This is a genomic window from Phenylobacterium sp. (genome assembly GCF_965284355.1).
In the GTDB taxonomy this organism is placed as follows: Bacteria; Pseudomonadota; Alphaproteobacteria; order Caulobacterales; family Caulobacteraceae; genus Phenylobacterium.
In genome coordinates this window covers 2,100,624-2,126,354 of the sequence record NZ_OZ260078.1, presented here as the reverse complement: position 1 = coordinate 2,126,354, position 25,731 = coordinate 2,100,624, and the positions used below count along the sequence as shown (strand labels likewise).

The window sequence follows — 25,731 nt, the reverse complement described above, 5'->3', positions numbered from 1 at the left end:
CTGCCACCTCCCCCGCAAGCGGGTGAGGAACTTGGGGCCATCGATCCGCAGTTCCTCCCCCGTGCCAATGGGGGAGGGGGACCACGAAGTGGTGGAGGGGGCGCTGGGATCGCGCCTACACTCAGCACGTGACCATCGAAGGACGCCGATACCACGCGGGCGACCTGCCCGGACGTCTCCTGCGCGAGGCGCGCGAGATGCTGGAGGAGGGCGGTCTCAAGAAGCTGAACCTGCGCGCCCTGGCGGCCCGCGCCGGGTTCACGCCCGCCTCGATGTATCACCACTACGAGAACAAGCGCGCCCTGCTGGCCGAACTGGCCGCGCTCGGGTTCGGTGAGCTGCGGCGAAACCTCGAGAAGGCCGACCGCGAGGCCGCGGACGGCGGCCGCCTGCGCGCCTGGGCCATCGGCTATTTCGAGTACGCGCGCACCGAGCCCGCGATGTTCGCCCTGATGTTCGACCCCGACATCGCCGAAGCGCCGGTGGTCGCCGAGGCGCGCGACGCCGCGCTCGGCCGCCTGCATCACGTGGTCGAGGAGGTCGCCGCAGCCCTCGGCCGCGACGGCGCCCCGATCGACAAGATCACCCTGGCCGTCTGGGCCGCCGCCCACGGCGCCGCCGGCCTCACCGCCGCCCGACCGGAACAGCCGCAGTTGATCGAGGACGTGATCACCGGGCTTGGCGCGCTGTTTCCGCCGAACCGGAGCTAGCCTCCGGCTTGCGGTGACGATTGCTCGGCAGACCGCCCGTTTTCGCCTGTGAGGTGAAGCTTATTGTCGTGTAACCGTGTTCGCCGCACGCTCGCCTTAGGGTCACCGGATCTGGGGATTGAAAAATGGGCAAGATGGGTTTCGCCGCGATCGCGGTCGCGGTTTCGCTGATGGGAGCCGCGCCGGCCGGCGCCGCGTCGCTTCTGACGTCCAGCGGGGGCTATACGGGGCCGATCCTGGATCTCGGCGTGTACAGTGGCCAGTACTACACTTTCACCGCCGGTCCGCTGACGCTGCCGGGCGGCATCACCTACTCCGCTCAGAGCCCCAGTTCCGTCCTGGGCATCGGCGGCTACGGTATCAACGGCAACGGTGTCAGCGAGAACACCGACATTATCGGCACGAACACGGACAGCACGTTCGTGACCCTGGAGTTCGACACCGCCGTGGCCATGTTCGGCGGCGGCTTCAACTACGCCACTTCGGACGGTAATGGCACGCCCCTGTATGCGGCCGTCATCATCCGGGCCTTCGACGAGGCCGACGTGCTGATCGCCGAGTATGACATCGGCGATCTGGCGCCCATCGCGACGCCCGGCGCGACCGACGCCTTCGCCTTCCGCGGGATCGACGGCGGCGGCCAACTGATCAAGCGGTTCGAGTTCGGCGGCTCCTACGCGATCATGGCGGCCAGGGGGACCGACTCCGTCGTTCCTGAGCCGGGAACCTGGGCGCTGATGATCCTGGGCTTCGGCTCTGCCGGCGCGATGCTGCGCCGCCGTCGCTCGGCGCCGACCGCCGCCTGACCCGGTCTCGACGCGGCGGGCTTGCCTGCCGCGTCGACCCGCCTATCGGCTCGGCTGCGCGCCCGGCGTCTTGAACAGACGGGCGCGCTTCAGGCGCTCTGCGATCTCGGGCCGCGCATCAGCGGGCGCGGCGGCCAGCGCCTTCTCGTACCAGTCCACCGCCTCGGCGACGATCGCTTGGTCCAGCTGCGCCTGGCCGGCCACGACCAGGGCCGCGCGATTGCCATCCAGCTTTCGGACGGCGCGCTGCATGGCCTCGTCGCCCAAGAGCATCGCCGCATCGGTGCGGCCTGCGGCATAGGCAGCCCGCCAGAGGCGCGCCGCAGCGGCCGTGTCCCGCGCCACGCCGTCGCCGTTCCAGTAGATCTTGCCCAGCGAGACGCTGGCGTTCCGATGCCCGGCCGCCGCGGCCTTCTCGTACCAGCCGCGCGCCGCGACCACGTCACGGGGCACGATTTGTCCCCTCAGGTAGTGGTCGCCGAGGTCGGTCTGCGCGTCGGCGTCACCCAGCTCGGCGCCCTGCCGGCAGAGATCCAGACCCTTGGCCGCGTCTCCGCCGGATGCGATCAGCAGATTGCCCTCGGCGCATCGCGACTTGGCCATGCCCATGTCGCCGGCCTTGCGGAACGTCGCCATGGCCTTGCCGAAGTCGACGGGACCACAAAGCCCGTTCTGATGGGCCTCACCCAGCGTGTGCATGGCGTCGGCTCGGCTGACGGAAGCCGCCTCGAGCCAGGCGCAACCTTTTCGCTTCTGCTCGGGAGATTCTCCGCTGAAGACCAGCAAGAGGCCGGCGTAGGTGCGGGCGTCGTCTCGCCCCGCTTGCGCCAGACGCAGCAAGGCCGACGGGTCGCCGCGCCGCCCGGCCTCGAAGGCGGCGGCGGTTTCGGCGCTGACGGGCGGCGCGCCTGGCATCAGCACCGCCTGCGCCGCCGCCGGTTGCGCCGCGATCCCGATCCAGAGGGCGAGGATCGCGACGACCGATCGCATCAGACCACGCGGTCGGCCAGCATCAGCTTCACCTCGGCGATGGCCTTGGCGGGGTTCAGGCCCTTCGGGCAGACCTGGGCGCAGTTCATGATGGTGTGGCAGCGGTAGAGCTTGAAGGGATCTTCCAGCTCGTCCAGGCGCGCGCCCGTCTGCTCGTCGCGGCTGTCGATGATCCAGCGGTAGGCGTGCAGCAGGGCGGCGGGGCCCAGGTACTTCTCCTGGTTCCACCAGTAGCTGGGGCAGCTGGTCGAGCAGCAGGCGCAGAGGATGCACTCGTAGAGGCCGTCCAGCTTCTCGCGGTCTTCCGGCGACTGCTTCCATTCCTTCTGCGGCTGCGGCGTCTCGGTCTGCAGCCAGGGCTGGATAGAGGCGTACTGGGCGTAGAAGAGCGTCAGGTCCGGGATGAGGTCCTTCACCACCGGCATGTGCGGCAGCGGGCTGATCGCGATCTTGTTTCCCGAGCACTCCTCGTGGCCCTGGATGCAGGCCAGGGCGTTGCGCCCGTCGATGTTCATGGCGCACGAGCCGCAGATGCCTTCGCGGCACGAGCGGCGGAAGGTCAGCGTCGGGTCGATGTTGTTTTTGATGTGGATGAGGATGTCGAGCACCATCGGGCCGCACTGGCTGGTGTCGACGTCATAGGTGTCCCAGCGCGGGTTCTCGCCGCTGTCGGGATCGTACCGATAGACCTTGAAGGTCTTGACCTTCGAAGCGCCGGCCGGGGCCGGGTAGTGCTTACCCGTCGGCTTGATCTTCGAGTTCTTGGGAAGGGTGAGCTGGACCATCTGTCTTCATCCCTTCCTAGTAGACCCGCGCCTTGGGCGGGAACGGCGCGATCTCGTTGGTCATCGTGTAGTCGTGGACCGGGCGATAATCGATCTTCACCTTGCCCGTGGCGTCGTCGAACCAGCTGAGCGTGTGCTTCATCCAGGTCTTGTCGTCGCGATCCGGGAAGTCCTCGTGCGCGTGGGCGCCGCGGCTTTCGGTGCGGTTGTGGGCGCCCGTCACCGTCACGACCGCCTGGCCGATCAGGTTGTCCAGCTCCAGCGTCTCCATGAGGTCCGAGTTCCAGACCATCGAGCGGTCGGTGACCTTCAGGTCGGGCCGCTTGGCGTTGACCGCGGCCATCCGCTTCACGCCCGAGGCCAGGGCGTCGGACGTGCGATAGACCGCGGCGTCTTCCTGCATGGCCATCTGCATCTCGAGCCGCAGCGCCGCCGTCGACGTGCCGCCCGAGGCGTTGCGGAACTTGTCCAGCCGCGCCAGATGGCCGTCGGTCATCGCCGGCTTCAGCTCGGGCTGGGTCGCGCCGGCCTTCAGGATATCGGCCGCCCGCAACGCGGCCGAACGGCCGAACACCACCAGATCGATCAGGCTGTTCGAGCCCAGGCGGTTCGCGCCATGGACCGACACGCAGGCCGCCTCGCCCACGGCCATCAGGCCGGGCACCACCTGGTCCGGATTCTTGCCCGCCTTGGTCACGACCTCGGAGTAGAAGTTCGTGGGAATGCCGCCCATGTTGTAGTGCACCGTGGGCAAGACCGGGATCGGCTCCTTGGTCACGTCCACGCCGGCGAAGATCTTGGCGCTCTCGGAAATCCCCGGCAGCCGCTCGGCCAGGATCTTGGGATCCAGGTGGTCGAGGTGCAGGAAGATGTGGTCCTTCTTCGGGCCCACGCCGCGGCCTTCGCGGATCTCCATGGTCATGGCGCGGCTGACCATGTCGCGGGGCGCCAGGTCCTTCACGGTCGGCGCATAGCGCTCCATGAACCGCTCGCCCTCGGAGTTGGTCAGGTAGCCGCCCTCACCGCGGGCGCCTTCGGTGATCAGGCAGCCCGAGCCGTAGATGCCGGTCGGGTGGAACTGCACGAACTCCATGTCCTGCAGCGGCAGGCCCGCCCGCAGGGTCATCCCGCCGCCGTCGCCCGTGCAGGTGTGCGCCGAGGTCGCCGAGAAGTAGGCGCGGCCGTAGCCGCCGGTGGCCAGGATCACCAGCTGGGCCTGGAAGCGGTGCAGGGTGCCGTCGTCCAGCTTCCACGCCGTGACGCCCCGGCACACGCCTTCGTCCATGATCAGGTCGAGGGCGAAGTACTCGATGAAGAACTCGGTGTCGTTGGCCAGGGACTGGCCGTACATCGTGTGCAGCATGGCGTGACCGGTGCGGTCGGCCGCGGCGCAAGTGCGCTGGATCGGGGCCTCGCCGTAGTTCTTGGTCATGCCGCCGAAGGCGCGCTGGTAGATCTTGCCGTCGGCCGTCCGGCTGAACGGCACGCCCCAGTGCTCGAGCTCGTAAACGGCGGCCGGCGCGTTGCGGCACAGGTACTCGATGGCGTCCTGGTCGCCCAGCCAGTCCGACCCCTTGACGGTGTCGTACATGTGCCAGCGCCAGTCATCCTCGCCCATGTTGCCCAGGGAGGCCGAGATGCCCCCTTGAGCCGCAACCGTGTGCGAGCGGGTCGGGAACACCTTGGTGATGCAGGCGGTCTTGAGGCCGGCTTGCGCGCAGCCCAGCGCGGCCCGCAGGCCCGAGCCGCCCGCGCCGACCACCACAACGTCGAACTTGTGATCGATGAATTCGTACGTCGCCATGGGTTAGGCGCCCCCCAGCGCGACCTTGAGGATGGAAAAGACCGCGAGCGCTCCGAAGAGGCCGCAGATGAACAGGTTGGCCAGCAGGCAGGCCGCCTTGTTCAGGTGGGTGTAGACGTAGTCCTCGATGACCACGCGCAGGCCCGACTGCATGTGCATGAACGACACCGCGATGGTGAGGATCATCAGGGTCGCGTTGACCGGCTCGCTGATCCAGGCGACGGCGCCGTAGTAGTCGAGCGCGGCCAGCCGGATCACGGCGAAGGCGCCCCAGATCACCAGCGGGACCAGCGCCACGGCGGCGACGCGCTCGGAAAGCCAGTGGCCGACGCCGTGCTTGGCGGATCCCAGGCCGCGGGCGGTGGAAAGCGGCGTGCGGAACGACATCAGAGCGCTCCCGTCATGTAGGCGATGCCCCAGACCGCGAGGGTGGCGGCGATGGCGAAGCCGAAGACCACGAAGGCCGAGCTGTTGGCCTGTTCCTTGTCGAGGCCGTAGCCCAGGTCCCAGATCAGGTGCCGGACGCCGTTGCCCAGGTGGTAGAACGCCGAGGCGCTCATCCCGAACATCACCAGCTTGCCCAGCGGCGACCCCAGCAGCGCTTTGAAGGTCCCGTAGGCCTCAGGTCCGCTGGCCAGCGAGATCGCCCAGACGGCGACGATCAGCCCGCCGATGTAGATGCCCACCCCGGTCACCCGGTGCAGGATCGACGTCAGCATGGTGACGTGCCAGCGCCATATCTGCAGATGCGGCGACATGGGCCGGTCGGCCGGACCGCGTGGAACGGATGTCATGTGTAACAGGCCCCCAATGCCCTCAGCCCTGTCGGTTTTAGGCGTCGCTTCAGGTGTGTCAACGCGCCGCGGCGCGCGCGGATGACCCGCCATAGTCTGGAATTTCCCGGAATTTCGCTTCGGCGCAATGCGTCGTTGCGTTAGGGATCCTTCGCGAAAGGCGAAGGAATGCGCTTCGATCTCACTGACCTTAGGCTGTTCTGCGACGTGGTGGACGAAGGCTCTATCACGGCCGGCGCCGAGAAGAGCGCCCTGGCGCTGGCCGCCGCCTCGACCCGGATCCGCAACATGGAGGCGACCCTGGGCGCCGCGTTGCTGATCCGCTCGCGCCAGGGCGTGACGCCGACCGCCGCGGGGCGGATGCTGCTGAAGCACGCCCGTAACATGCTGAGCCAGGCGGCGCGGATGCGCGAGGAACTCTCGGCCTTCGCCGGCGGCCTGTCGGGCGAGGTGAAGCTGCTGGCCAACACCAACGCGCTCACCGAGTTCCTGCCGGAGGCGCTGAGCTCGTTCCTGGCCGCCCACCCGCACATGAGCGTCGACCTGGAGGAGCGGCTTTCGGACGAGATCGTGGGCCTGATCGCCGAGGGCGTCGGCGACGTCGGCATCGTGGCCGGTACGGTCGATGTGGGCGCCCTGCAGACCTACCCGTTCCGCTCCGACCGGTTCGTGGTGGTGGCGGCGCCGGGCCATCCCCTGGCCGCGCGCGACCGGGTCAGTTTCGCCGAGGTGCTGGAGTACGACGTCGTAGGCCTGGAGCGATCCAGTTCGCTGCAGCGGTTCCTGGTCAGCAAGGCGGCGCGCGAGGGCCGGCCGCTGAAGGCGCGGGTGCAACTGCGAAGCTTCGATGCGGTGTGCCGGCTGGTGGAGGCGGGCGTCGGGGTGGGCGTGGTGCCGCAGACCACCGCCGGGCGGGCGGCCAGGACCATGTCGCTGGCGGTGATCGATCTGGCTGACGACTGGGCGCTGCGGGAACTGACGATCGTTGTGCGGGCCGAGGCCGAGCTGCGGCCCTATGCCCGCGAGCTGGTGGAGAGCCTCAGGGCTTGAGCCAGACGAAGGCGAAGCTGACCGGACGGTCGCGATATTGGTCCCACTTGGCTTTCCGCGCGACCCAGGCGTCGTCTATGACGCCTTCCTCCAGGGTGGCCAGGCGCCATCCGGCGCCGAGCGCGGCGCGGACGTGGTCGGAGAAGAGATGGACGTGGCTTTCGATCGCCACCGGCTCGCCCGGCGCGCGGTCGAAATGCGTGGGGATGCCGCTCATCAGGAACCATGGGTGGTAGCCCACCAGCACGAAGCCGCCCCCGGGTCGCGCGAGGCGGAAGGCCTCGGCGTAAAGGGGGCCCAGGTCGTTCAGATGCTCGTCGGCCAGCGACTGGGTGATGAGGTTGTAGCGGTCCGAGGGGATGCCGGTGTCGGTGATGTCGCCGACGGTCAGGCCCTCGTAGACGCCCTTGTCCCGGGCCTGGGCCAGCATCTGCGGCGTCAGATCCACGCCATCGATCCGCTGAACGCCCTTGGCGCGCAGCCAGGCGCCGATCCGGCCCGTGCCGCATGCCAGGTCCAGGACCCGGCCCGCCGCGCGCCACTGAATCTGCAGCCGTTCCAGCAGGCGCAGGTCCATGAGGTCCACGACGGTGTCCTCATAGGTCGGCGCCCAGGCGGCGTAGCCCTCCCGGACCCCGAGGGTAGGATAGTGGCGGGCGTCAAAGCGGGCGAAGTCGACCATCAGCGTTCCTCGAGCCAGCTGGCGGAGCGCATTTCCTGGAGGCGCGAGGCGGTGCGCTCGAACTCGAAGGCGCCGTCGCCTTCGGGGTAGAGCTTCGTGGGTTCGGCGTCGGCGAATACGATCAGCCGGGTCCGGGCCTCATAGAGGGCGTCGATCAGGATCACCAGGCGTCGCGCTTCCTGCCGCTGGGCCGGCGACAGTTTGGGCAGGCCCTCCAGGAAGACGGTGTGGAAGCGCTGGGCGATGGCGATGTAGTCGTTGGGGCCCAGGGCCGCCTTGCACAGGTCGTCGAACGTGGCGCGCAGCAGGCCGCCGGCGGCGCGCGGGAAGCTGAGCTTGCGGCCCAGCACTTCGATGGTCTCGCCGTCCTCGGCCTCTGGCCCCAGCATCTCCTTCCAGAGCGCGTCGAAGGACCGGCGGTTGTCCGGATCCGGCGGCGAGAACCAGGTCCCCGCCGCCCGCAGGCGGTCGAGGCGATAGTCGTGCGGGCCGGCGATCACCACGACCTCGGCCTTCTGCTTCAGGAGCTCGATGAAGGGCAGGAAGAGCTGGCGGTTGATGCCGTTCTGATAGAGGTCGTCAGGCAGCCGGTTGGAGGTGGCGACCAGCACCACGCCGTGGCCGAACAGGGCCTCGAACAGCCGCCCCAGGATCATGGCGTCGGCGATGTCGGTGACCTGGAACTCGTCGAAGCAGAGCAGCCGCGCCTCGCTCGCGATCACGTCCGCGACCGGCGGGATCGGATCGTCGCCCTTGAACTGGCCGAACCGCTTCTTGCGCGCGTCGCGGTCGCCCTTGCGCCAGGCGTCGATCAGCCGGTGCACCTCGCCCATGAAGACGTGGAAGTGGGTGCGACGCTTCTTGAAGCCGGTAGCCGTCTCGTAGAACAGGTCCATCAGCATCGACTTGCCGCGACCGACGGGCCCGATGAGGTAGACCCCGCGGGGGGGCTCGTAGTGGCGTCGGCGCAGCAGGGCCAGGATGCCGCCTTCGGGTTCGTCCTCGGCCAAATCCAGCTCCAGGCGGATCAGCGGCAGAAGCGCGGCGGCCTGCGCGGGGTCGGGCCGGATCAGGCCGTCGCGGACACGCGCGTCGTAGGCAGCTTGGAGGGCGGAGGCCATGGCGCCCGGCCTATCTGCGTCGAGGCCCGGGCGCAAGGAACGGGAGTCTGGGCCGGTCGCCAACCGATGCGCGCCCTGCTACCGAGCACGCCTTGGGCGGTCCGGCGCCACAAAGGAGATCGCAGCTTGCCGCAGACGATTCTGGACGACCTGACCGTCGGAGAGACCGTGGCCATCGCCGAGGCCCTGGCGCGCCGCGGCTCGCACGCCCGCGCCCACCAGCTGCTTCGTTCGGCGCTGCAGACGGTGCCGGCGCGGCTCGACATCCGCGTCCGCCGGGGCATCGTCGCAAGCCCGACCTTGCGCACCAACGTGTTGCTGGACCTGATGGACGCGCTGAAGTCTTTCCAGACGTCGGCCTTCGTTTCGGACGGCATGGCGACGTGGATGAAGATCCTGCCGTTCCTGGAAGACGTAAGATTCATGCAGACGGCGGCGCGGCACGAGAACCTGCTGCCGATCCCCAACTGGCACTGGAACCTTCAGACGGCGCTATGGGCGGTCCAGCAGGTGGCCAAGGTCCCGGGAGATTTCATGGAGCTGGGTGTGTTCCGAGGGCACACCACCCTGTTCCTCGCCGACTATCTGGAGTTCCAGGCCATGCCGCGGACATGGTGGCTTTACGACACCTTCGAGGGCATTCCCGAGGACCAGCTGGACCCCAACTGGCGCGACAGCAATACGCGAGCCTACGAGGGCACGTTCAGCTTCGAAGAAGTGCAGGCCCGGTTCGCCGCCTATCCGAACATCAAGGTGATCAAGGGTCGGGTGCCCGATGTGCTGCAGGCCGACGCGCTGCCCGATCAGATCGCGTTCCTCCACATGGACCTCAACAACTCCGCCGCCGAGATCGCAGCGCTTGATCTGGTGTTCGACCGCATCCCGTCGGGGGGCGTGATCCTGTTCGACGACTACTGCTGGGAGGTGTCGCGCGCCCAGCACGACGTCGAGAAGGCCTGGTTCGCCCAGCGGGGCCTGCACATCCTGCCCATGCCCACCGGGCAGGGCGTTTTCGTGAAGCCATGAGCCGCGTCGGGCTCCTGGGTTTACCGACCGACCGCCACTCGTCGTTCCTCCGGGGGGCGGCGGCCGCGCCAGCCGTGGTACGCGCTGCGCTGCATTCGCCCCACGCGCACCTGACCGCCACCAACGGCGCAGAGATGGATTCCGTGTTGGCTGACCTGGGCGACGCCTCGCTGCGGGAAGACGATGGCGACTTCGACCGCATGGTGGAGGCGGTGGCCGCGGCGTTCCGGGCTGGCCCGGCCGTGGTGCTGGGGGGCGACCACGCGGTGACCTACCCGGTGCTGGCCGGGATGGCCGCGGCGGGACTTGCGCCGCCGCAGATCGTGCACATCGACGCCCACTCCGACCTCTATGACGACTTCGAGGGCGACCCGCTCAGCCACGCCTCGCCGTTCGCGCGGATCATGGAGCGCGGGCTGGCGGCGGGACTGACCCAGTTGGGGATCCGTACGCCGAACGCCCATCTCGTCGCCCAGGCGAAGCGGTTCGGGGTGAACGTGTTCTCGCCCGAGACGCACGCGGCGGGCATGGGGTCGCTGCCGACGGGGCCGACCTACATCTCCATCGACCTTGACGGCCTGGACCCGGCCTACGCGCCCGGCGTGTCGCACCATGAGCCCGGCGGGCTCACGACGCGCGAGGTGCTGCGCGTGATCTGGGAAACCCCCGGCCCGGTGATCGGCGGCGATATCGTGGAGCTGAACCCGACCCGCGACGTGAACGACATGACCGCGACCCTGGCGGCCAAGCTCCTGAAGGAGCTCGCCGCGCGGATCAGCGCCGATTCCCTCCCTTGATGGGGAGGGCGCGGCTCATTTCATCGTCGGGATGACGAACGCCGAATCCTCGACAGAGCCTTCAGGCCAGCGGGCGGTGATGGTCTTGACCTTTGTGTAGAACCGCACGCCCTCCATGCCGTGCTGGTTCGCGTCGCCGAAGGCGCTGCGCTTCCAGCCGCCGAAGGTGTGGTAGGCGACGGGCACGGGGATCGGCACGTTGATGCCCACCATGCCGACGTTGACCCGCGCCGCGAATTCGCGGGCGGCCCGGCCGTTGCGGGTGAAGATCGCGACGCCGTTCCCGTACTGATGGTTGGAGGGCAGCGCGAGCGCCTCCTCGAAGGTCTCGGCCCGGACGATCTGCAGGACGGGACCGAAGATCTCCTCCTGGTAGGTCTTCATCGTGGGCTTCACCTGGTCGAACAGGCTGGGCCCCATGAAGAAGCCCTGCTCGTAGCCCTGCAGCTGGAAGCCGCGGCCGTCGACCACCAGCTCGGCGCCTTCGTCGACGCCCAGCTGGATGTAGTCGCTGATCTTCTGCTTGTGGGCCTGGCTCACGACCGGGCCATATTGCGCCGCGGCGTCGGTGGAGAGACCGACCTTCAGCGTGTCCAGTTCCGCCAGCACGCGCTCACGCACTTCATCGGCCGTCTTCTTGCCCACCGGCACCACGACGGGCAGCGCCATGCAGCGCTCCCCGGCCGAGCCGTAGGCGGCGCCGATGATGTCCTTGGTCGCCTGCTCCAGGTCGGCGTCGGGCAGGATCAGGCCGTGGTTCTTGGCCCCGCCCATGGCCTGGACGCGCTTCGCGTTGGCCGTGCCGCGCGAGTAGACATAGTGGGCGATATCCGAGCTGCCGACGAAGCTGACGGCCTTGATGTCGGGATGATCAAGGATCGCATCGACGGCAGTCTTATCGCCGTGGATGACGTTCAGCACGCCCGACGGGGCGCCCGCTTCCATCATCAGCTCGGCCAGCTTCACCGGAACCGTGGGATCCTTCTCGCTGGGCTTCAGGATGAACGTGTTGCCCACCGCGATGGCGATGCCGAACATCCACATCGGGATCATCGCCGGGAAGTTGAAAGGGGTGATGCCCGCCGCTACGCCCAGGGGCTGGCGCATCGAATAGACGTCGATCCCGGGGCCCGCGCCCTCGGTGTACTCGCCCTTCAGCGCATGCGGGATGCCGCAGGCGAACTCGATAACCTCCAGGCCGCGCTGAATGTCGCCCTTCGAGTCGGCGATGACCTTGCCGTGCTCGGACGACAGGATCTCGGCGAGATGATCCATGTCGCGCTCAACCAGGCGCTTGAACTCGAACATCACCCGCGCGCGGCGCTGCGGGTTCACCAGCGCCCAGGTCTGCTGGGCCCGGACGGCCGACTGCACCGCGCGGTCCACTTCGGCGACGGTCGCCAGCTGCACCCGGGCCTGCACCTCGCCGGTGTTGGGGTTGAACACGTCGCCGTAGCGACCGGAAGCGCCTGCGAACGCCGCGCCGTCGATGAAATGGGTGATCTCTCGCATGAGCCGCGTTTTAGGCTGGCTGGCGGAGCGAGCCTAGGGGTCTTCTAGCCCCGGCGATCCTGAACCGTGGCGCTGACGATCCAGGCCGCGCCGCAGAGCGAGACGGCGATGAACATCATGGTCCACTCGATCCGCTCCCCGGGCGCGGCGATGACGCGGGGCAGGTGCAGGACGAGTGCGAAGGCGCCGCACATCGCCGCCAGCAGCCTCGCGGCCAGCCGCGGGACCACGCCCGCGATCAGGGAGAGGCCGCCCGCCATGTGACAGGCCCCGGTCATGTAGGCCAAGGCCAAGGACGCGGGCAGCCATGCGGGGATCATCCCGGCGGTGAACTCGGCGTAGCCGAAGTGGGCCAGGCCGAAGATCACCGGGCACAGACCGAAGAGCCGGCGGCCCATCTCGGCCCAGGCCGGCCGGTGGACGGCGCCCCAGCCCACGAGGCCGCCCAGCGCCAGCGCGGAGAGCTCGGCCACGGCGTTCCACGAGGCGATGTCGTTGGGCCGAACGCTGAGGGCGTTGGGCAGGTGCAGGGCGACGACCCAGACGCTGTACATGCCGCCCAGCGCCAGCGCGCCCCAGGCCGCCGTTCGCGACCAGATCGTCGCCAGCCCGCCGATGATCAGTAGGCCGGCGCTGATGCGGGCCAGGGTCTCGCGGGCGGGGAGGTCCTTCGGCACGGGCTGCCACTGCAGGGCGAAGTCCCCAACGACCAGGCCCAGGACGCCCAGGCCGATCGCCCCCAGGCCGTAGATCAGGCGCGTGCGGTCCAATGACGTTCCCCCGATGACCAGGGGACCATGGCCGGGCCGTCGGCGCGGAACTTGGGGATTATTGCGGTTGCCTCTCCGTCACACGACGTCAGAGTCCGGCCCATGGGCGAGACCGCACCGTTTCGTATCGAGATGCACGGGCCAGAGCTGCCGTCGCAACGGGGGCTCTATGGCGCGGGCGAGGCGCGTTGCCACTCCGATCCCGACCGGCCGCGACTGGAGAGCTGCTACGCCTTCGCCTCGATCGGGGTGATCGTGTCGGGCCGGTTCGACTATCGCTCGCCTATCGGCGCGGCCAGCCTGCAGCCCGGCATGGTGCTGCTGGGCAACGCCCGCGAGGCTTTCGACTATCGCTACCTGGACGCGGCCGGTGTGCGGCGCGCCGTGGTGGCGCTGGACGAGGGCCTGCTGAGCGAGGTGGCGAACGACTGCCGCTGCAAGACCCCGGCGTTCCCGATGGCCGCGCTGAACGCCGGGCGGGCGGCGACTCCGCTCTACGCCATGGCGCGCCGGCTGGCGGTCAGCGAGGCGCCGGACGAGGAGGCGGTGGTGCGACTGGCGGCGGCGTGCCTTCGCGCCGGATCCCGCCTGTCGCCGCCGCCGGTCAGCGATCACGCCCGCGTGCGCGATGTGGCGGCCCTGATCGATGCTCGCCCCGCCGAGACCTTGAGCCTGTCCTATCTGGCCGGGCTGGCGGGCTTGTCGCGCTACCACTTCATCCGCGCGTTCCGGGCGGTCACAGGTGAGACGCCTCGACAGTATCAGATCGCCGCGCGCCTGCGCGCCGCCGCCGACCGCCTGGTCGACACCCGGGCGCCAATCACCGAGATCGCCTTCGACGTCGGCTTCAACGACATCAGCCACTTCAACGCCACGTTCCGCCGTGCGTTCGGCGTCTCGCCGCGGACGTGGCGCAAGGCGGCCTGACAGCTCTTTCCGTCCTTCGGACATTTGACATCGCGCAAAGCGCCCCTGGTGCGGCGTCGCCACGCTTGCCGCCGAACAACGCAGAGAGGCGCGCGACCCAGCGCGCCCGCAGGGGAGGGCGGCGATGAGCGCGCCAGGGCGGCTGCCGGACGTGAACCGCGTAGGCTATGGCGCGCCCCTGCGCTGGCTCGGCAACGGGTGGGCGGACCTCTGGAAGGCGCCGGGTCCCTGCCTCGTGTACGGCGGATTCATCGCCGCGCTGCTGTCGCTGGTGACCTACGCGCTCTATGCGTCTGGCCTTGCGTTTCAGGTGGTGATCCTGGCGCTGGGCCTGGTCCTGATCGCGCCGATCCTGGCGATGGGACCCTATGAGGCCGGTCGCCGGCTCGAAGCTGGCGAGCGTCCGCGGCTGGCGCAGATCTTCGTGGTGCGCTCGGCGCTGCGGCAGGATGCGTTCTTCCTCGGGCTGGCCCTGTTCCTGGTCTTCTCGTTCTGGATTCAGGCGGCCCAGATCGTCTACGGCCTGTCCACCTACCAGCTTCACGCCACCTTGCCCGAGTTCCTTGAGTTCGCGTTCAACACCGAGGATGGCCAGCGGATGCTGGCGATCGGCGGGGTGATCGGCGGCGCGATCGCGTTCGTCGCCTACACCCTGGTGGTGGTCTCGGCCCCGATGCTGCTGGAACTGCGCTTCGACGTCTTCATGGCGACGGTCACGAGCGTTCGGGTCGTCATGCGCAACCCTGGCCCCATGCTGCTCTGGGCGGCGATCGTGGCGAGCCTCGTGCTGGCGTCGGCCGCCACCGGCTTCACGGCGCTGGTCGTCGTGTTTCCCTGGCTGGGCCTGGCCAGTTGGCGGGCCTACCGGGGCCTCGTGGCGGTCGAGCCTGCCGTGCAGCCGTGACTCCGGCGCGGCGCTGTTCTATAGGGCCGCCGTCATGACGCGGATCGCGCACCATCACGGCCACCACCACCATCCGACCCTGGCGGGTTCGGAGCGGGTGCGCGCGGCCTGACGCGAACCCCTCCCGAGCCCCGCCGATACGGACGGGGCTCGACCTTCTTCCAGCTTCGTCCGTCGCCCTCCTTCCTGAGTGAGACGACCGATGAACGACCTTTCCCCAGAGCTGTCCTTGAGTACGGACGCTGCAGCCGGTAAGCGCGCGGCCATGACCGCCGATGCCCCCAGCCGACCCGAAGCCCGAGCCCCCCGCGGATTCAACGACCGCCGCGCCCGCGACGTGGTCGCCGAGCGGGCGATCCTGACAGCCGTTAGCGGCGTTTATGAACGCTGGGGGTTCGAGCCCCTGGAGACCGGCGCGTTCGAATACGCCGACGCCTTGGGCAAGTTCCTGCCCGACGCTGACCGTCCCAACGAGGGCGTCTTCGCCCTGCAGGACGACGACGAGCAGTGGATGGCCCTGCGCTACGACCTGACCGCGCCCCTGGCCCGGTTCGCGGCGCAGAACTGGGAGACCCTGCCCAAGCCGTTCCGCCGCTACGCCTTTGGGCCCGTCTGGCGCAACGAGAAGCCCGGCCCGGGCCGCTTCCGCGAGTTCGTCCAGTGCGACGCCGACACGGTGGGCTCGGCGCGTCCGGAGGCCGACGCCGAGATCATCGCCATGGCGGTCGAAGGTCTTGAGGCCGCGGGCCTGCCGGCCGGCTCGGCGCTTATCAAGATCAACAACCGCAAGCTCCTGAACGGCCTGATGAGCGCCGCCGGCGTCACCGACGAGGGCCAGAAGCTGGCCGTGCTGCGGGCGGTGGACAAGCTGGACCGCCTGGGCCCCGACGGCGTGCGCCTGTTGCTGGGCGAGGGCCGCAAGGACGAGAGCGGCGACTTCACCAAGGGGGCTGGGCTGAACGCCTCGGCCGCCGAGCGGGTGCTGGCGTTCACCGCGGCCGGCGCGGGCGACCGGGCCTCGACGCTGGCGAAGCTGGCGGACGTGGTCGGCGGCTCGGCCGAGGGCGACGAGGGCCTGGTGGAACTGGCGGCGATCGATGCGGCGCTCGCGGGCCTGGGCGTCGGCGCCGACCGGGCGACCTTCGACCCCGCCGTGGTGCGCGGGCTGGAGTACTACACCGGCGCGGTCTTCGAGGCCGAGCTGCTGCTGTCCACCCTGGATGAGAAGGGCCAGCCGATGCGGTTCGGCTCGATCGGCGGCGGCGGTCGCTATGACGATCTGGTGGCGCGGTTCACCGGCGAGCGCACCCCGGCCACCGGCTTCTCGTTCGGCGTCTCGCGCCTGGCGTCGGCGCTGAAGGCGGCGGGCAAGGACCTGGCGACCGCAGCGCGGGGCCCGGTGGTGGTGATCGCGTTCTCGCAGGATCGCATGGCCGACTACTTCGCCGTGGCCCGCGAGGTTCGCGCCGCGGGAATCCCGGCCGAGGTCTACCTGGGCAGCTCGGGCATGAAGGCGCAGATGAAGTACGCCGACCGCAGGCTTTCGCCCGCCGCCATCATCGTCGGAGACGACGAACTGGCCGCCGGCACGGTGACGGTGAAGGACCTGGACCTGGGCCGCGAGCTGGCCTCGAAGGTGGCCGACAACGCCGAGTGGCGCGGTCAGCGACCGGGCCAGCAGACCATCCCGCGCGGCGAGCTGGTGGCGGTCCTGCAACGCATCCTGGCGGGCGGCTGATGCGCGTCGAGCCTGCCGTTCCGTCCGCGGTGCTGGCCGCCGTCCGCGCGCCCCTGGAAGCGTCCGGGGCCGAACGGGCCGACGCGCCCCTGCTGCAGCCCCTGAACCTGCTGCTCGACCTGGCCGGCGAGGCCATGCGCGCGCGTCTGTTCGTGGTCCAGGCCGAGGGCGGGGCGGAAAGCTGCCTGCGTCCCGACTTCACGGTCGCCATCGCGCGCCAGCACATCGAGAGCAATCGTGCAGCCGGGCTCTACTGGTACCAGGGCGCGGCGTTCCGGGCCTCGTCGGGCGCCGACCGACCCGAGGAGTTCGTGCAGATCGGGCTGGAGATGTTCTCGCCGGGCGGCGGGGGTGTGGAGGCGGCCGACGCCGAGATCGCCGGACTGGCCTGGCGGGCCGCCGCGGCCGGCGGGCGCGACGACCTTTCACTGTGGCTGGGCGATGTGGCCCTTTTCGGCGCCTTCGTGGAAAGCCTGGACCTGCCCGAAAGCCTCAGCGGCCGGCTGAAGCGCGTGGCCGGACGGCCGCGCCTGCTCTGGGCCGAGCTATCGCGGACCGGCGAAACCACAGGCGATAGCGCGGGTACGCTGTCGGGCCTGTTGGCCGGTCTGTCCGAGACCCAGGCCGGCGCGCTTCTGGAAGAAGTCTGGGCGCTGGCCGGCGTGGAGCCGGTGGGCGGCCGCGGGCCGGCCGAGATCGCGGCCCGCCTCGTGCGCAAGGCCGAGGCCGCGCAGGCCCCGGCGCTGACGCAGCTCCAGGCGGATGCGGTGCGGGCCTTCATGGCGATCGACGACGAGCCCGCCTACGCCTTCGCCCGCATGCGCGAACTGGCAGGCGCCAACGATGGCGCGCTGAAGGCGGCGCTGTCGGGATGGGAGCAACGGCTCATCGACCTGGCCCTGGTGGCGCCCGCCGACCGCACACGGTTCACCCCGGCGCTGGGACATGCCTTCGACTACTATGACGGCCTGACGTTCGAGGTGCGCAGCGCCGCCCTGGGCGCGGACCTGCCGGTGGCGGTGGGCGGGCGCTACGACGGGCTGCTGGCGCGGCTGGGCGGGGCGGGCCAGGCCCGGGCCGTGGGCTGCATGGTCCGGCCCTGGCGCGCCTGGACGGGAGCCGAAGGATGAGCGGGCTGGTCATTGCGATCCCGTCGAAGGGACGCCTGAAGGAGCAGGTCGAGGGCTGGCTGGTCGATTGCGGCCTGAAGCTGGACGTCACCGGCGGCGCCCGCGGTTATGTCGCCAGCCTCAAGGGTCTGCCGGGCGCGCAGGTGCGGTTCCTGTCGGCCGCCGATATCGCCGAGGCGCTGGACGCCGGTGATGTGCATCTGGGCGTGACGGGCGAGGACTTGCTGCGCGAGCGTGGCGATGACCTGGACGAGCGGGTCCTGCTGCTGCGCCCGCTGGGCTTCGGCCGCGCCGACCTGGTGACGGCGGTGCCCAAGAGCTGGCTGGACGTCGACACGATGGCCGACCTCGAAGAGGTGGCCCACGATTTCCTGGCCCGCACCGGGCGGCGCATGCGGGTGGCGACCAAGTACCTGGCCCAGACCCGCAGCTTCTTCGCGCGCCACGGGGTGGCCGACTATCGGATCGTGGAGTCGGGCGGCGCCACCGAAGGGGCGCCGGCGACGGGCGCGGCGGAACTGGTGGTCGACATCACCACCACGGGCGCCACCCTGGTGGCCAACGGGCTGAAGGTGCTGGGCGACGGCGTCATGCTGAAGAGCCAGGCCCAACTGGCGGCCAACCTTCGCGCCGGATGGAGCCCCGAGGCCCTGGCGCAGGCCGAGCGCCTGTTGCGGATCGTCGAGGCGCGGGCAGGCGCGCTGCGCAGTGCGACGCTGGCGTGGCCGACGCGGGGCGACAAGGCCGAGGCGGCGGTGGTCGAGGGGCTGGTCGACGCCGGCGCCTCGCGGCGTCCGAACGGCCTGCTGGTCGATTCGGCCCAGGTCGCGGATGCGAGTCTTGCGCTGAGCGCCGCCGGTTTGGGGCCGGTGACGGTTTCCAAGCCCGACTTCGTCTTTGACGTGAAGTGCGCGCCATTTGACACGCTCAGGTCGAAAATATTTTGACGCAGATGTAAAAAGACGGCGTAAAATTTTCCTCCGGCCGCGAAATTTCCCCCCGGACATGCCGTGAAGGGGGTTTTGGCCCGTTGACTCGGGCAGAAAATTGCCGTTCTGTCATGTGGCGAGAGACAAGAAGGCGCCTAGTCCTGAAGTCTCCGGCGTTTCGGGGAGGAAACGCCCGCTCAATCAGAGCGACTGCTCAAGGCGGCCTGCAGCGATTATCCCCCGCTGCAGGCCGATTCTTTTTGTGCTGAACCCATTTTTGACGGGATCGTCAAAAATATAAGTCCAAGCCGAGCGACGTCCGACCGATCGCTGGAACCCTGCCGCCAGAGTTTTCACGCGGGCGCGCAGCAGCGTGCGGCGCCCCAAGACTTCCCGCGGAAATGGCCGCCCTACCAGATCCGGACGCGCTTCTCGGGCGGGAGGTACATCGGGTCGCCCGGCTTCACGCCGAAGGCGTCGTAGAAGGCGTCGATGTTGCGGACCGGCAGATCGACGCGGGCCAGCGGCGGGGAATGCGGGTCGCTGACCAGGATCTGCTTCATGAAGTTGTCGCGGTACTTGGCGCGCCAGACCTGGGCCCAGCCCAGGAACACGCGCTGTTCGCCGGTCATGCCCTCGATCACCGGGGCGGGCTTGCCCTGCAGCGAGATCTTGTAGGCCTCGAGCGCCAGCAGCAGGCCGCCCAGGTCGGCGATGTTCTCGCCCATGGTCAGCTCGCCGTTGATCTTGGCGCCGGGCAGGATCTCGGTGGCCGAGTACTGCGCGCCCAGCCGCTCGGCCTGGACCATGAACTTGGCCTCGTCGTCCTTGGTCCACCATTCGGCCAGGCGCCCGTCGCCGTCCGATTTGCGGCCCTGGTCATCGAAGCCGTGGGTGATCTCATGGCCGATGACGCCGCCGATGGCGCCGTAGTTGATCGCCGCGTCGCCGTCGGGATCGAAGAACGGCGGCTGCAGAATCGCGGCCGGGAAGACGATCTCGTTCTTGGTCGGCGAGTAGTAGGCGTTGATCGTGGCCGGGGTCATCCCCCACTCGCTGCGGTCGACCGGCTGGTTCAGCCGCGCCGCCCGGAAGCGCCAGTCGAAGGCCGAGGCCCGCTGGACGTTCCCGTACAGATCGCCGTCCCGTATCTCCAGCTTGCCGTAGTCGCGCCACTTGTCGGGATAGCCGATCTTGACCGTGAACTTGCCCAGCTTCTCGGCGGCCTTTTTCTTGGTCTCGGGGCTCATCCAGTCGAGCTTCTGGATGCGCGCGCCCATGGCGCTCTTCAGGTCGCCGACCAGGGCTTCCATGGCGGCCTTGTCCTTCGCCGGGAAGTAGGCGTCGACGTACAGCTTGCCGACGGCCTCACCCAGGTTGCCGTCCACCAGGTTCACCGCCCGCTTCCAGCGCGGCTGTTGGGCCGGGGTGCCGGAGAGCGTCTTGCTGCGGAAGTCGAACTTGGCCTGGTCGAAGTCCTTGGAAAGGTAGCTCGCGGCCTGGTCGATGGTGGTGAAGGCGAGCCAGGCCTTCAGCGTGTCGACGTCGGCCTTGCTGTAGATCGTGGCGATCTTCGGGAAGGCGGTGTTCTCGGACACGATGACGCGCTTGGCGTTCGACAGCTCGGCGCCGCTCAGGAAAGCGCTCCAGTTGAAGCCGGGCGCCAGTTTGGGCAGGTCGGCCACGGCGTAGGGGTTGTAGGTCTTGTCGTCGTCGCGCTGCTCGACCTTGCTCCACGACGCCTTGGCCACCTCGGTCTCCATCGCCAGGATCGCCTTGGCGTGGGCCTCGGGCTCGGGCCAGCCGGCCAGCGTCAGCATCCGGGCGACGTAGACCTGATAGGCCGCGCGCTCCTTCTCGAAGCGCGCCTCGAGATAGTAGTCGCGGTCGGGCAGGGTGATGCCGCCCTGGCCCAGGTAGACCGTGTATTTCAGCGGGTCCTTGGCGTCGTCGTAGACGAAGGGGCCGAAGAAGCTCTGCCCGAAGCCCATCGCGGTGGCGCCCATCAGCCGGGCGACGTCGTCGTGGGTCCTGGCCTTGCGGATCGCGGCCAGGTCGCCGGCCAGGGGCGTGGCGCCCAAGGCCTCGACCCGGGCCTCGTCCATGAAGCTGCGATAGAGCGCGCCGACCTTGGCTTCGGGACCCGACTCCGCCTTGCCGGCGGCGGCCTTGTCGATCACAGCCTGCAGCCGCGCCTTGGACAGGTCGTCCAGGACATTGAAGGCGCCGAACGAATTGCGGTCGGCCGGGATCTCCAGCGACTTCATGTAGCCGCCGTTGGCGTAGCCGAACAGCGACTGGCCGGGCGTGAGCGTGGTGTCGCGCCCGGCCATGTCGAAGCCCCACGGGCCCATGCGCGGCGCCTTGGACAGGTCGCGGGCCGGCGCTTGCTGGGTGCTCGCGGCCCCGTCCGCGGCGTAGGCGGGCGGAGGCGCGGCGGCCAGGAGAACGGCGGCGGCGGAGGCGGCGAGCCAGGCGGCTTTCATGGAACTCGTCTCGTTCAAGGTGGGCGTCTCGGCCGGACCTTGAGCGCAGGTCCGACGGTAACGCCCGTTACATTTCTGTCAGGAACTCAGTGGTGCGGATGAGCTGCGACCGGCGGTCCCATGCCCACGACGAACGACGCCTTGACCTTGGCGCCGCTGGCGAACGTGAGGGTGACGGGAACGGTGTCGCCGGCCTTGAGGGTCTGGGTCAGGCCCATCAGCATCAGGTGGTATCCGCCGGGCGCGAAGGTGACACGTCCGCCGGCCGCTACGGGTACGCGCTCCAGGCGCTGCATGGAGGCCACGCCATTCTTCATGCTGGACTGGTGGATCTGCACCTCGCGGGCGACGGGCGAGGCGGCGGCGACCAGGGCGTCGGCCGCCTTGTCGGGGTTGGCCAGGATCATGAACCCGCCGCCCGTGGCCCCTTGCGCGGCCGGCCGGCTCCAGGCGGCCTCGACTTTGGGTGCGGCCAGGGCGGGCGAGGCGATGGCCAGGACAAAGGTGAGCGGGAGGAGAGCGCGGAGGGTCATGGTGTGATCTCACGAGGCGTGGAGGCGCTGCGAACTCGCCTTACGGCGAAGTCGAGGGCAAGGACAACGAGGAGCGAAGCGCCCGTCAGCGGATAGATGACGGCCAGGGGCGCAATTGTGGCGACGGCGAGCCAGCGCGCGCGCGGATCCGAAGACTGCGGCGGCGCCGACAACGTCCGTCTGGGGCGGCGCTTCCACCACATCACGAGGCTCGAGACGCCCAGGAGCCAGATCGCGACACAGCCGGCCAGCATCAGCCAGCGGTTGGCGGGTCCGTATTCCTGACCCTGGTGGGTCGCGATGCCCCATTGAATGGCCTTGGCCGCCGGGCCGTAGCGCGCCCAGCCGAGATCGGCGAGAGCACGGCCATCGTCGGCCGCGAGGTAAAGCGTCCGGAGGTCTTCCGCGCGGTCGGCGACCTGTGACACCGACCAGGCCTTTCCCTCGCCGCCGAGCGGGATCGCAACGGTGAAGGGGCGCGACAGCCCCGCCGCGTCGGCGCGTTCGATCGCCCCGGAAAGGGTAAGTCCGACGCCGTGCCCATGGTGGGCGGCATGCAGGTCCATGCCTTCCAACGCCCAGGGGGGCGCTGCGCCGCTGTCGGGCTTGTGGCCGGCATGGCTCCAGGCCGCTGCGGCCGCGGGAGCTTTCGGCGCGCCCCAGCCCGCGGCGTTTGTCAGCTTGCGGACCTGATCGCCCCACACGGCTGACCAGGGCATGCCTGTGACGGCGAGGAACAGGATGACGCCCGCGGCGAAGACGCCGGTCACGGCATGCACGTCGCGCCAGAACAGCCTCTGGCGCGGCCTGCCGCGGATCGTCACCACGCCGCCCGAGGGGCCGCGCGGCCACCACAGCACCACGCCGGTCACCACCATGACGATGGCCCAGCCGGCCACCACCTCGACCAGCATGTTGGGGCCGGGCCCCAGCAGAACCAGGCTGTGGACCCGCTTCACGGTTTCCATGAGCCCCAGGCCCGGGATGGAGCCGAGGACCCGCCCGTCATGCGGATCAACGAAGACGGTGCGCTGGCCATCGGCGGTTTCGGCCACCATCCGCACCGACTGATCGGCGCGCGCGGGGACTTCGATCCGCGTCACCCGGCCCTTGGCGGCCTGGCTCGCGGCGGTCACCCAGGCGTCGGGATCGGCCTGGGCCGCCCGCGCCTCTACGGTCATGAGCGGCCGGTACAACGCCGCCTCGATCTCGGGCTTGAAGAGATAGGCCGCGCCGGTCGCGGCCATCAGCATCAACACCGGCATCACGAGGAGACCGGCGTAGAAGTGCCAGCGCCAGAAGGCGCGGTGAAGTTCCGACCCCTGCGGGGCCGAGGCGGACTGTGCGGACATCGGCCCCCTCATCCGATCGCGAACGGATCGTTGGTGGGGTCTTCGCTCCACTGGTACTCCAGCGTGCGGGCGAGCTGGCGGGCGGCGTCCTTGCCGTGAAACCGCGCGACCACGGCCAGGGCCATGTCGGTCCCGGCTGAGACGCCGGAGGAGGTGACGTACTTGCCGTCCTCGACCCATCGCGCGTGCTTCACCCAGGTGACGGTGGAGTCCTGGGACTGCGCGATCGAGAAGAACTTCTTGTTCGACGTGGCGCGGCGGCCCTTCAGCAGCCCGGCCTTCGCCAGCAGCGCCGATCCCGTGCAGACCGAGGTGGTCAGCTCGGTGCGCTTGTCCTGCTCGCGAATGAACTGCAGCAGGGCCTCATTCTTCAGCTCCAGCAGCGTGCCGATGCCGCCCGGAACCATCATGATGTCCAGTGGCGGCGAGGTGTCGAAGCCGTACTCGGCGACGGCCGACACGGCCTGGGCCGAGCGCACGGGTCCGGCCGTCTGGGCCACGAAGACCACCTTCATGTTCGGGACGTTGGCCCACATCTCCACCGGGCCGAACACGTCCAGGACCTCGAAGTCGGGGTAGAGCACCACGCCCACGGTCTTCTTGCCCGACTGGGCCTGTGCGCCGGCCGTCGAGGCCAGAGCCGCGACCCCGGCGCCGAGCGCCAGGCGGGTCATCCAGCCGCGCCGCGTGTCGGAGGCCGGCTGGGAGTGGGATTGAGTCTCAGTCGTCATGACGTCGTCTCCTCAAGGGATGAGGCCGGCGCTTGCGCGCCGGCCGTTTGGGTCAGAAGTCGATGGTGATGCCGCCGAACACCGCGCGGCCGTCGCCCGGCCAGTAGGCGGCGCTGGCCGCCGTCGCCGCGATCTGGGCCTGGACGTTGGAGATGTAGTCCTTGTCGCCCAGGTTCCGGACGTCGAGGAACAGGCTGATCCGCTCGTTGACGGCATAGCCGGCGCCCACGTTCCAGACGGCATAGGAGGGCGCCTGGGTCGTGTTCCTGTAGTCGACCCAGATGTCCGACGCCGACCACTCCACCGACGGCGCCACGAACCAACCGGCCGGGTGTTGGTAGCGCAGCTCGGCGCGGTAGAAGTGCTTGGGCGCGATCGGCAGGCGGTTGTCGCCGTACTGCACATCGTCGCGGAAGCGGAAGTCCGAGTAGGTGTAGGTCTGGCGCAGGCGCAGGCCCTTGACGATCTCCCAGTCCAGCGCCGCTTCGATGCCCTGGTGGACCGTCTCATCGGCGTTGAAGGTCGAGGCCGGGATCCCCGGCGCGACGGTGAACTGCAGCAGTTCCTTGTCCAGCCAGGCGCGGTAGATCGTGATGTCCCAGGTCAGCGGCCCGCGGCGGCCTCGGGCCCCGAACTCGGCGGTCCAGGCCTCCTGCGGCTTCACCGGCGCGAAGCCGGTCCCCGTCGGCGAGAGCGACCCGTGGTTCGGGGGCTCCACCGATCGGGTGACGTTGCCGAACACCTGCGTGCCGGTTTCATCCTCCCACAGGACCCCGATCCGCGGCGCGAACCACTCGTAGTCCTTGGACGCCTTAAGGTCGAAGGTCGAGGCCACGCCGGGGACACGGTACTGCTGATAGTCGCGCTCGGCCCGGCCCCAGGTTCCGCCCGCCACCAGGGCCAGTTGCTCGGTGACGAACACCCGGCCTTCGGCGAAGACGTCCACGGCGTCCGCGTTCTGACGGGTGCGCGAGGTCGGCGCGCCGCGGGCGCCCTTCACATTGACATAGAAGTTGGAGTCCAGATCGCCGGAACGCAGCCACAGGCCGGCATAGGCGTCGGCCCGCTTTCCACCGATCTCGCCGTCCCAGTCCAGGCGTCCGAATGCGCCGTAGTTGCGGCTCTCCTGGTCGATGACCTGGAAGATCGGATGGTCGAGGTCCTTCCAGACGCCGTAGAGGGCGCCTTCGAAAACGGTCGACTCGTTCAGCCGCCAGGTGGTCCGCAGCGAGGTGCGCACGCCGCGCGAATTGCGGCCCTGGTCGTTGGCGTAGTTGCCGGGCGTCGGTTGCCGCGGATTGGCGTCGAACTGGGCCCGGGTCAACGCGCCCGGGATCTCCTGGTTGATGTTCGAGCCGTTGATCACCAGCCGGACCTCGCGGTCCTCGCCGAAGCTGCGGCCGATGTTGAGCGTTCCGAACTGGATGTTCTGCTGGCTCTGGGACCGCCACCCCTGGCCCCGCTGGTTGGTGGCCGCGACGTAGACGTCCCAGTCGCCAAACACGCGGGCCGCCGCCAGATGCTCGCGGTGCAGGCCGAAGCTGCCGCCGTCGACGCGGACGCGGTTGTCGAACCCGGCGTTGCGGCCGTTCGGCGTGACCATGTTGACGGCGCCGCCCAGCAGCGCGCCGCCGAACCTCAGCGCGTTGCCGCCCCGATAGACTTCGGTGAAGCGCGTGTTCAGGGGATCTGCGATCTGGCTGTCGCCGAAGCCATCGGCCTCGTTCAGGGGCACGCCGTCCTGGGCGATCAGGAGGCCGCGGTTGTGATTGGCGTTGCCGAGCCCCGAGCCGCGGATCGAGATGCGGATGTCGCCGCCCCACTTCTTCTGGGCGTAGACGCCCGGCGCGTCGCGCAGGACGTCGTCGAGACCGACGGCGAAGCGGTTCTGGTAGCTCTCCTGCGAGATCACCGAGACGGCGCCGGGCGTTTCCGACAGCCGCTTGCGCGCATCCTGGACCACGGGCGGGTCCTCCGGATTGCGAGCTCCCGTGACGATGACGCTGTCGACGGTATTGGGCGCGGCCTCATCGGCCAGCGCGAGAGCGGGCCAGGCGCACGCGCCCAGCAGCAGCGCGCGACCGAGCGCGCGGGTAGAGAGAGACATGGATTTCTGGCTTTCCGAACGTGATGAGACGGGCGCGCGAGGGCTCG

The 25,731-nt window shown here is 69.4% G+C and carries 24 protein-coding genes; 10 read left to right on the top strand and 14 right to left on the bottom strand.

Annotation, left to right across the window (positions count from 1 at the left end):
• The first annotated feature begins 128 nt into the window (after positions 1-128).
• Both ACQ66R_RS10315 and ACQ66R_RS10310 read left to right on the top strand, forming a co-directional pair.
• Entirely contained in the window at positions 129-710 is a 582-nt protein-coding gene (locus ACQ66R_RS10315; RefSeq protein ID WP_430421660.1) for a TetR/AcrR family transcriptional regulator, read from the top strand.
• A 125-nt stretch (positions 711-835) separates the two neighbouring features.
• Positions 836-1,516, top strand: coding sequence for a PEPxxWA-CTERM sorting domain-containing protein (locus ACQ66R_RS10310; RefSeq protein ID WP_430421658.1), 681 nt, complete (start codon positions 836-838; stop codon positions 1,514-1,516).
• A gap of 42 nt (positions 1,517-1,558) precedes the next feature.
• Here the strand turns inward: ACQ66R_RS10310 and ACQ66R_RS10305 are convergent, their stop codons facing one another.
• The 5 genes from ACQ66R_RS10305 to sdhC are packed head-to-tail and all read right to left on the bottom strand — an operon-like array spanning position 1,559 to position 5,889.
• Positions 1,559-2,506, bottom strand: coding sequence for a tetratricopeptide repeat protein (locus tag ACQ66R_RS10305; protein ID WP_430421656.1), 948 nt, complete (start codon positions 2,504-2,506; stop codon positions 1,559-1,561).
• The gene (locus tag ACQ66R_RS10300; protein ID WP_430421654.1) at positions 2,506-3,291 is read right to left on the bottom strand and encodes a succinate dehydrogenase iron-sulfur subunit; all 786 of its coding nucleotides are present in this window, start codon (positions 3,289-3,291) and stop codon (positions 2,506-2,508) included. Before ACQ66R_RS10300 ends, ACQ66R_RS10305 begins: the two co-directional genes overlap by 1 nt.
• A 16-nt stretch (positions 3,292-3,307) precedes the next feature.
• Complete coding sequence (gene sdhA, locus ACQ66R_RS10295) at positions 3,308-5,095, bottom strand: succinate dehydrogenase flavoprotein subunit (protein ID WP_430421652.1); 1,788 nt, start codon at positions 5,093-5,095, stop codon at positions 3,308-3,310.
• A 3-nt stretch (positions 5,096-5,098) separates the two neighbouring features.
• Positions 5,099-5,482: a succinate dehydrogenase, hydrophobic membrane anchor protein gene (sdhD, locus tag ACQ66R_RS10290; RefSeq protein WP_293362459.1), complete on the bottom strand. Its 384-nt coding sequence runs from the start codon at positions 5,480-5,482 to the stop codon at positions 5,099-5,101.
• Positions 5,482-5,889: a succinate dehydrogenase, cytochrome b556 subunit gene (sdhC, locus tag ACQ66R_RS10285; protein WP_430421649.1), complete on the bottom strand. Its 408-nt coding sequence runs from the start codon at positions 5,887-5,889 to the stop codon at positions 5,482-5,484. The genes sdhD and sdhC overlap by 1 nt, the downstream gene beginning before the upstream one ends.
• Positions 5,890-6,057: 168 nt before the next feature.
• Between sdhC and ACQ66R_RS10280 the strand changes: the two genes are divergently transcribed.
• Positions 6,058-6,939, top strand: coding sequence for a LysR substrate-binding domain-containing protein (locus ACQ66R_RS10280; RefSeq protein WP_430421647.1), 882 nt, complete (start codon positions 6,058-6,060; stop codon positions 6,937-6,939).
• On the opposite strand, the gene ACQ66R_RS10275 is transcribed toward ACQ66R_RS10280, so the two are convergent.
• Both ACQ66R_RS10275 and zapE read right to left on the bottom strand, forming a co-directional pair.
• The gene (locus ACQ66R_RS10275; protein ID WP_430421645.1) at positions 6,929-7,621 is read right to left on the bottom strand and encodes a class I SAM-dependent DNA methyltransferase; all 693 of its coding nucleotides are present in this window, start codon (positions 7,619-7,621) and stop codon (positions 6,929-6,931) included. The two genes, ACQ66R_RS10280 and ACQ66R_RS10275, sit on opposite strands and share 11 nt — an antisense overlap.
• Complete coding sequence (gene zapE, locus ACQ66R_RS10270) at positions 7,621-8,742, bottom strand: cell division protein ZapE (protein ID WP_430421643.1); 1,122 nt, start codon at positions 8,740-8,742, stop codon at positions 7,621-7,623. Before zapE ends, ACQ66R_RS10275 begins: the two co-directional genes overlap by 1 nt.
• Positions 8,743-8,868: 126 nt before the next feature.
• Here zapE and ACQ66R_RS10265 point away from each other — a divergent pair, with 126 nt between their 5' ends.
• Together ACQ66R_RS10265 and ACQ66R_RS10260 are read left to right on the top strand one after the other, a co-directional pair.
• Positions 8,869-9,768 (top strand): TylF/MycF/NovP-related O-methyltransferase, encoded by a 900-nt coding sequence (locus tag ACQ66R_RS10265; protein ID WP_430421642.1) that lies wholly within the window; start codon positions 8,869-8,871, stop codon positions 9,766-9,768.
• A complete protein-coding gene (locus ACQ66R_RS10260) occupies positions 9,765-10,565 on the top strand; it encodes an arginase family protein (RefSeq protein ID WP_430421640.1) in 801 nt (266 codons plus the stop codon). The genes ACQ66R_RS10265 and ACQ66R_RS10260 overlap by 4 nt, the downstream gene beginning before the upstream one ends.
• Before the next feature lie 15 nt (positions 10,566-10,580).
• On the opposite strand, the gene ACQ66R_RS10255 is transcribed toward ACQ66R_RS10260, so the two are convergent.
• Both ACQ66R_RS10255 and ACQ66R_RS10250 read right to left on the bottom strand, forming a co-directional pair.
• The gene (locus ACQ66R_RS10255) at positions 10,581-12,077 is read right to left on the bottom strand and encodes a CoA-acylating methylmalonate-semialdehyde dehydrogenase (RefSeq protein WP_430421638.1); all 1,497 of its coding nucleotides are present in this window, start codon (positions 12,075-12,077) and stop codon (positions 10,581-10,583) included.
• Positions 12,078-12,121: 44 nt separating this feature from the next.
• A complete protein-coding gene (locus ACQ66R_RS10250; RefSeq protein ID WP_430421636.1) occupies positions 12,122-12,847 on the bottom strand; it encodes a hypothetical protein in 726 nt (241 codons plus the stop codon).
• A gap of 102 nt (positions 12,848-12,949) precedes the next feature.
• Here ACQ66R_RS10250 and ACQ66R_RS10245 point away from each other — a divergent pair, with 102 nt between their 5' ends.
• The 5 genes from ACQ66R_RS10245 (at position 12,950) to hisG (ending at position 18,493) form a co-directional block, all read left to right on the top strand.
• The gene (locus ACQ66R_RS10245; protein ID WP_430421634.1) at positions 12,950-13,774 is read left to right on the top strand and encodes a helix-turn-helix domain-containing protein; all 825 of its coding nucleotides are present in this window, start codon (positions 12,950-12,952) and stop codon (positions 13,772-13,774) included.
• A gap of 124 nt (positions 13,775-13,898) precedes the next feature.
• Positions 13,899-14,678, top strand: coding sequence for a DUF2189 domain-containing protein (locus ACQ66R_RS10240; RefSeq protein WP_430421632.1), 780 nt, complete (start codon positions 13,899-13,901; stop codon positions 14,676-14,678).
• A gap of 265 nt (positions 14,679-14,943) precedes the next feature.
• Positions 14,944-16,416, top strand: coding sequence for a histidine--tRNA ligase (gene hisS / locus ACQ66R_RS10235; RefSeq protein WP_430421631.1), 1,473 nt, complete (start codon positions 14,944-14,946; stop codon positions 16,414-16,416).
• Positions 16,416-17,546 (top strand): ATP phosphoribosyltransferase regulatory subunit, encoded by a 1,131-nt coding sequence (locus tag ACQ66R_RS10230; RefSeq protein WP_430421629.1) that lies wholly within the window; start codon positions 16,416-16,418, stop codon positions 17,544-17,546. The genes hisS and ACQ66R_RS10230 overlap by 1 nt, the downstream gene beginning before the upstream one ends.
• Positions 17,543-18,493 (top strand): ATP phosphoribosyltransferase, encoded by a 951-nt coding sequence (gene hisG / locus ACQ66R_RS10225; protein WP_430421627.1) that lies wholly within the window; start codon positions 17,543-17,545, stop codon positions 18,491-18,493. Before ACQ66R_RS10230 ends, hisG begins: the two co-directional genes overlap by 4 nt.
• Positions 18,494-18,885: 392 nt before the next feature.
• Here the strand turns inward: hisG and ACQ66R_RS10220 are convergent, their stop codons facing one another.
• The 5 genes from ACQ66R_RS10220 to ACQ66R_RS10200 all read right to left on the bottom strand — a co-directional run bounded on the left by ACQ66R_RS10220 (position 18,886) and on the right by ACQ66R_RS10200 (position 25,684).
• Positions 18,886-20,961, bottom strand: a complete 2,076-nt coding sequence (locus ACQ66R_RS10220; RefSeq protein WP_430421625.1) for a M13 family metallopeptidase — start codon at positions 20,959-20,961, stop codon at positions 18,886-18,888.
• Positions 20,962-21,047: 86 nt separating this feature from the next.
• On the bottom strand, positions 21,048-21,494 hold the full coding sequence (locus tag ACQ66R_RS10215; RefSeq protein ID WP_430421623.1) for a copper chaperone PCu(A)C: 447 nt from the start codon (positions 21,492-21,494) through the stop codon (positions 21,048-21,050).
• Positions 21,491-22,846 (bottom strand): PepSY-associated TM helix domain-containing protein, encoded by a 1,356-nt coding sequence (locus tag ACQ66R_RS10210; protein WP_430421621.1) that lies wholly within the window; start codon positions 22,844-22,846, stop codon positions 21,491-21,493. The genes ACQ66R_RS10215 and ACQ66R_RS10210 overlap by 4 nt, the downstream gene beginning before the upstream one ends.
• Before the next feature lie 8 nt (positions 22,847-22,854).
• The gene (locus ACQ66R_RS10205; RefSeq protein ID WP_430421619.1) at positions 22,855-23,577 is read right to left on the bottom strand and encodes a DJ-1/PfpI family protein; all 723 of its coding nucleotides are present in this window, start codon (positions 23,575-23,577) and stop codon (positions 22,855-22,857) included.
• Between the two features lie 52 nt (positions 23,578-23,629).
• Positions 23,630-25,684, bottom strand: a complete 2,055-nt coding sequence (locus ACQ66R_RS10200; protein ID WP_430421617.1) for a TonB-dependent receptor family protein — start codon at positions 25,682-25,684, stop codon at positions 23,630-23,632.
• Positions 25,685-25,731: the final 47 nt, after the last annotated feature.

What these genes read in the sequence shown, in the direction of transcription:
- ACQ66R_RS10245 (WP_430421634.1), top strand. Translation starts at nt 12,950, where the DNA reads ATGGGCGAGACCGCACCGTTTCGTATCGAGATGCACGGGCCAGAGCTG.
- ACQ66R_RS10220 (WP_430421625.1), bottom strand. Translation starts at nt 20,961, where the DNA reads ATGAAAGCCGCCTGGCTCGCCGCCTCCGCCGCCGCCGTTCTCCTGGCC.
- hisG (WP_430421627.1), top strand. Translation starts at nt 17,543, where the DNA reads ATGAGCGGGCTGGTCATTGCGATCCCGTCGAAGGGACGCCTGAAGGAG.
- ACQ66R_RS10230 (WP_430421629.1), top strand. Translation starts at nt 16,416, where the DNA reads ATGCGCGTCGAGCCTGCCGTTCCGTCCGCGGTGCTGGCCGCCGTCCGC.
- ACQ66R_RS10300 (WP_430421654.1), bottom strand. Translation starts at nt 3,291, where the DNA reads ATGGTCCAGCTCACCCTTCCCAAGAACTCGAAGATCAAGCCGACGGGT.
- ACQ66R_RS10275 (WP_430421645.1), bottom strand. Translation starts at nt 7,621, where the DNA reads ATGGTCGACTTCGCCCGCTTTGACGCCCGCCACTATCCTACCCTCGGG.
- ACQ66R_RS10205 (WP_430421619.1), bottom strand. Translation starts at nt 23,577, where the DNA reads ATGACGACTGAGACTCAATCCCACTCCCAGCCGGCCTCCGACACGCGG.
- ACQ66R_RS10240 (WP_430421632.1), top strand. Translation starts at nt 13,899, where the DNA reads ATGAGCGCGCCAGGGCGGCTGCCGGACGTGAACCGCGTAGGCTATGGC.
- sdhA (WP_430421652.1), bottom strand. Translation starts at nt 5,095, where the DNA reads ATGGCGACGTACGAATTCATCGATCACAAGTTCGACGTTGTGGTGGTC.
- ACQ66R_RS10200 (WP_430421617.1), bottom strand. Translation starts at nt 25,684, where the DNA reads ATGTCTCTCTCTACCCGCGCGCTCGGTCGCGCGCTGCTGCTGGGCGCG.
- zapE (WP_430421643.1), bottom strand. Translation starts at nt 8,742, where the DNA reads ATGGCCTCCGCCCTCCAAGCTGCCTACGACGCGCGTGTCCGCGACGGC.
- ACQ66R_RS10310 (WP_430421658.1), top strand. Translation starts at nt 836, where the DNA reads ATGGGCAAGATGGGTTTCGCCGCGATCGCGGTCGCGGTTTCGCTGATG.
- ACQ66R_RS10260 (WP_430421640.1), top strand. Translation starts at nt 9,765, where the DNA reads ATGAGCCGCGTCGGGCTCCTGGGTTTACCGACCGACCGCCACTCGTCG.
- ACQ66R_RS10305 (WP_430421656.1), bottom strand. Translation starts at nt 2,506, where the DNA reads ATGCGATCGGTCGTCGCGATCCTCGCCCTCTGGATCGGGATCGCGGCG.
- hisS (WP_430421631.1), top strand. Translation starts at nt 14,944, where the DNA reads ATGACCGCCGATGCCCCCAGCCGACCCGAAGCCCGAGCCCCCCGCGGA.
- sdhD (WP_293362459.1), bottom strand. Translation starts at nt 5,482, where the DNA reads ATGTCGTTCCGCACGCCGCTTTCCACCGCCCGCGGCCTGGGATCCGCC.
- ACQ66R_RS10280 (WP_430421647.1), top strand. Translation starts at nt 6,058, where the DNA reads ATGCGCTTCGATCTCACTGACCTTAGGCTGTTCTGCGACGTGGTGGAC.
- ACQ66R_RS10215 (WP_430421623.1), bottom strand. Translation starts at nt 21,494, where the DNA reads ATGACCCTCCGCGCTCTCCTCCCGCTCACCTTTGTCCTGGCCATCGCC.
- sdhC (WP_430421649.1), bottom strand. Translation starts at nt 5,889, where the DNA reads ATGACATCCGTTCCACGCGGTCCGGCCGACCGGCCCATGTCGCCGCAT.
- ACQ66R_RS10210 (WP_430421621.1), bottom strand. Translation starts at nt 22,846, where the DNA reads ATGTCCGCACAGTCCGCCTCGGCCCCGCAGGGGTCGGAACTTCACCGC.
- ACQ66R_RS10255 (WP_430421638.1), bottom strand. Translation starts at nt 12,077, where the DNA reads ATGCGAGAGATCACCCATTTCATCGACGGCGCGGCGTTCGCAGGCGCT.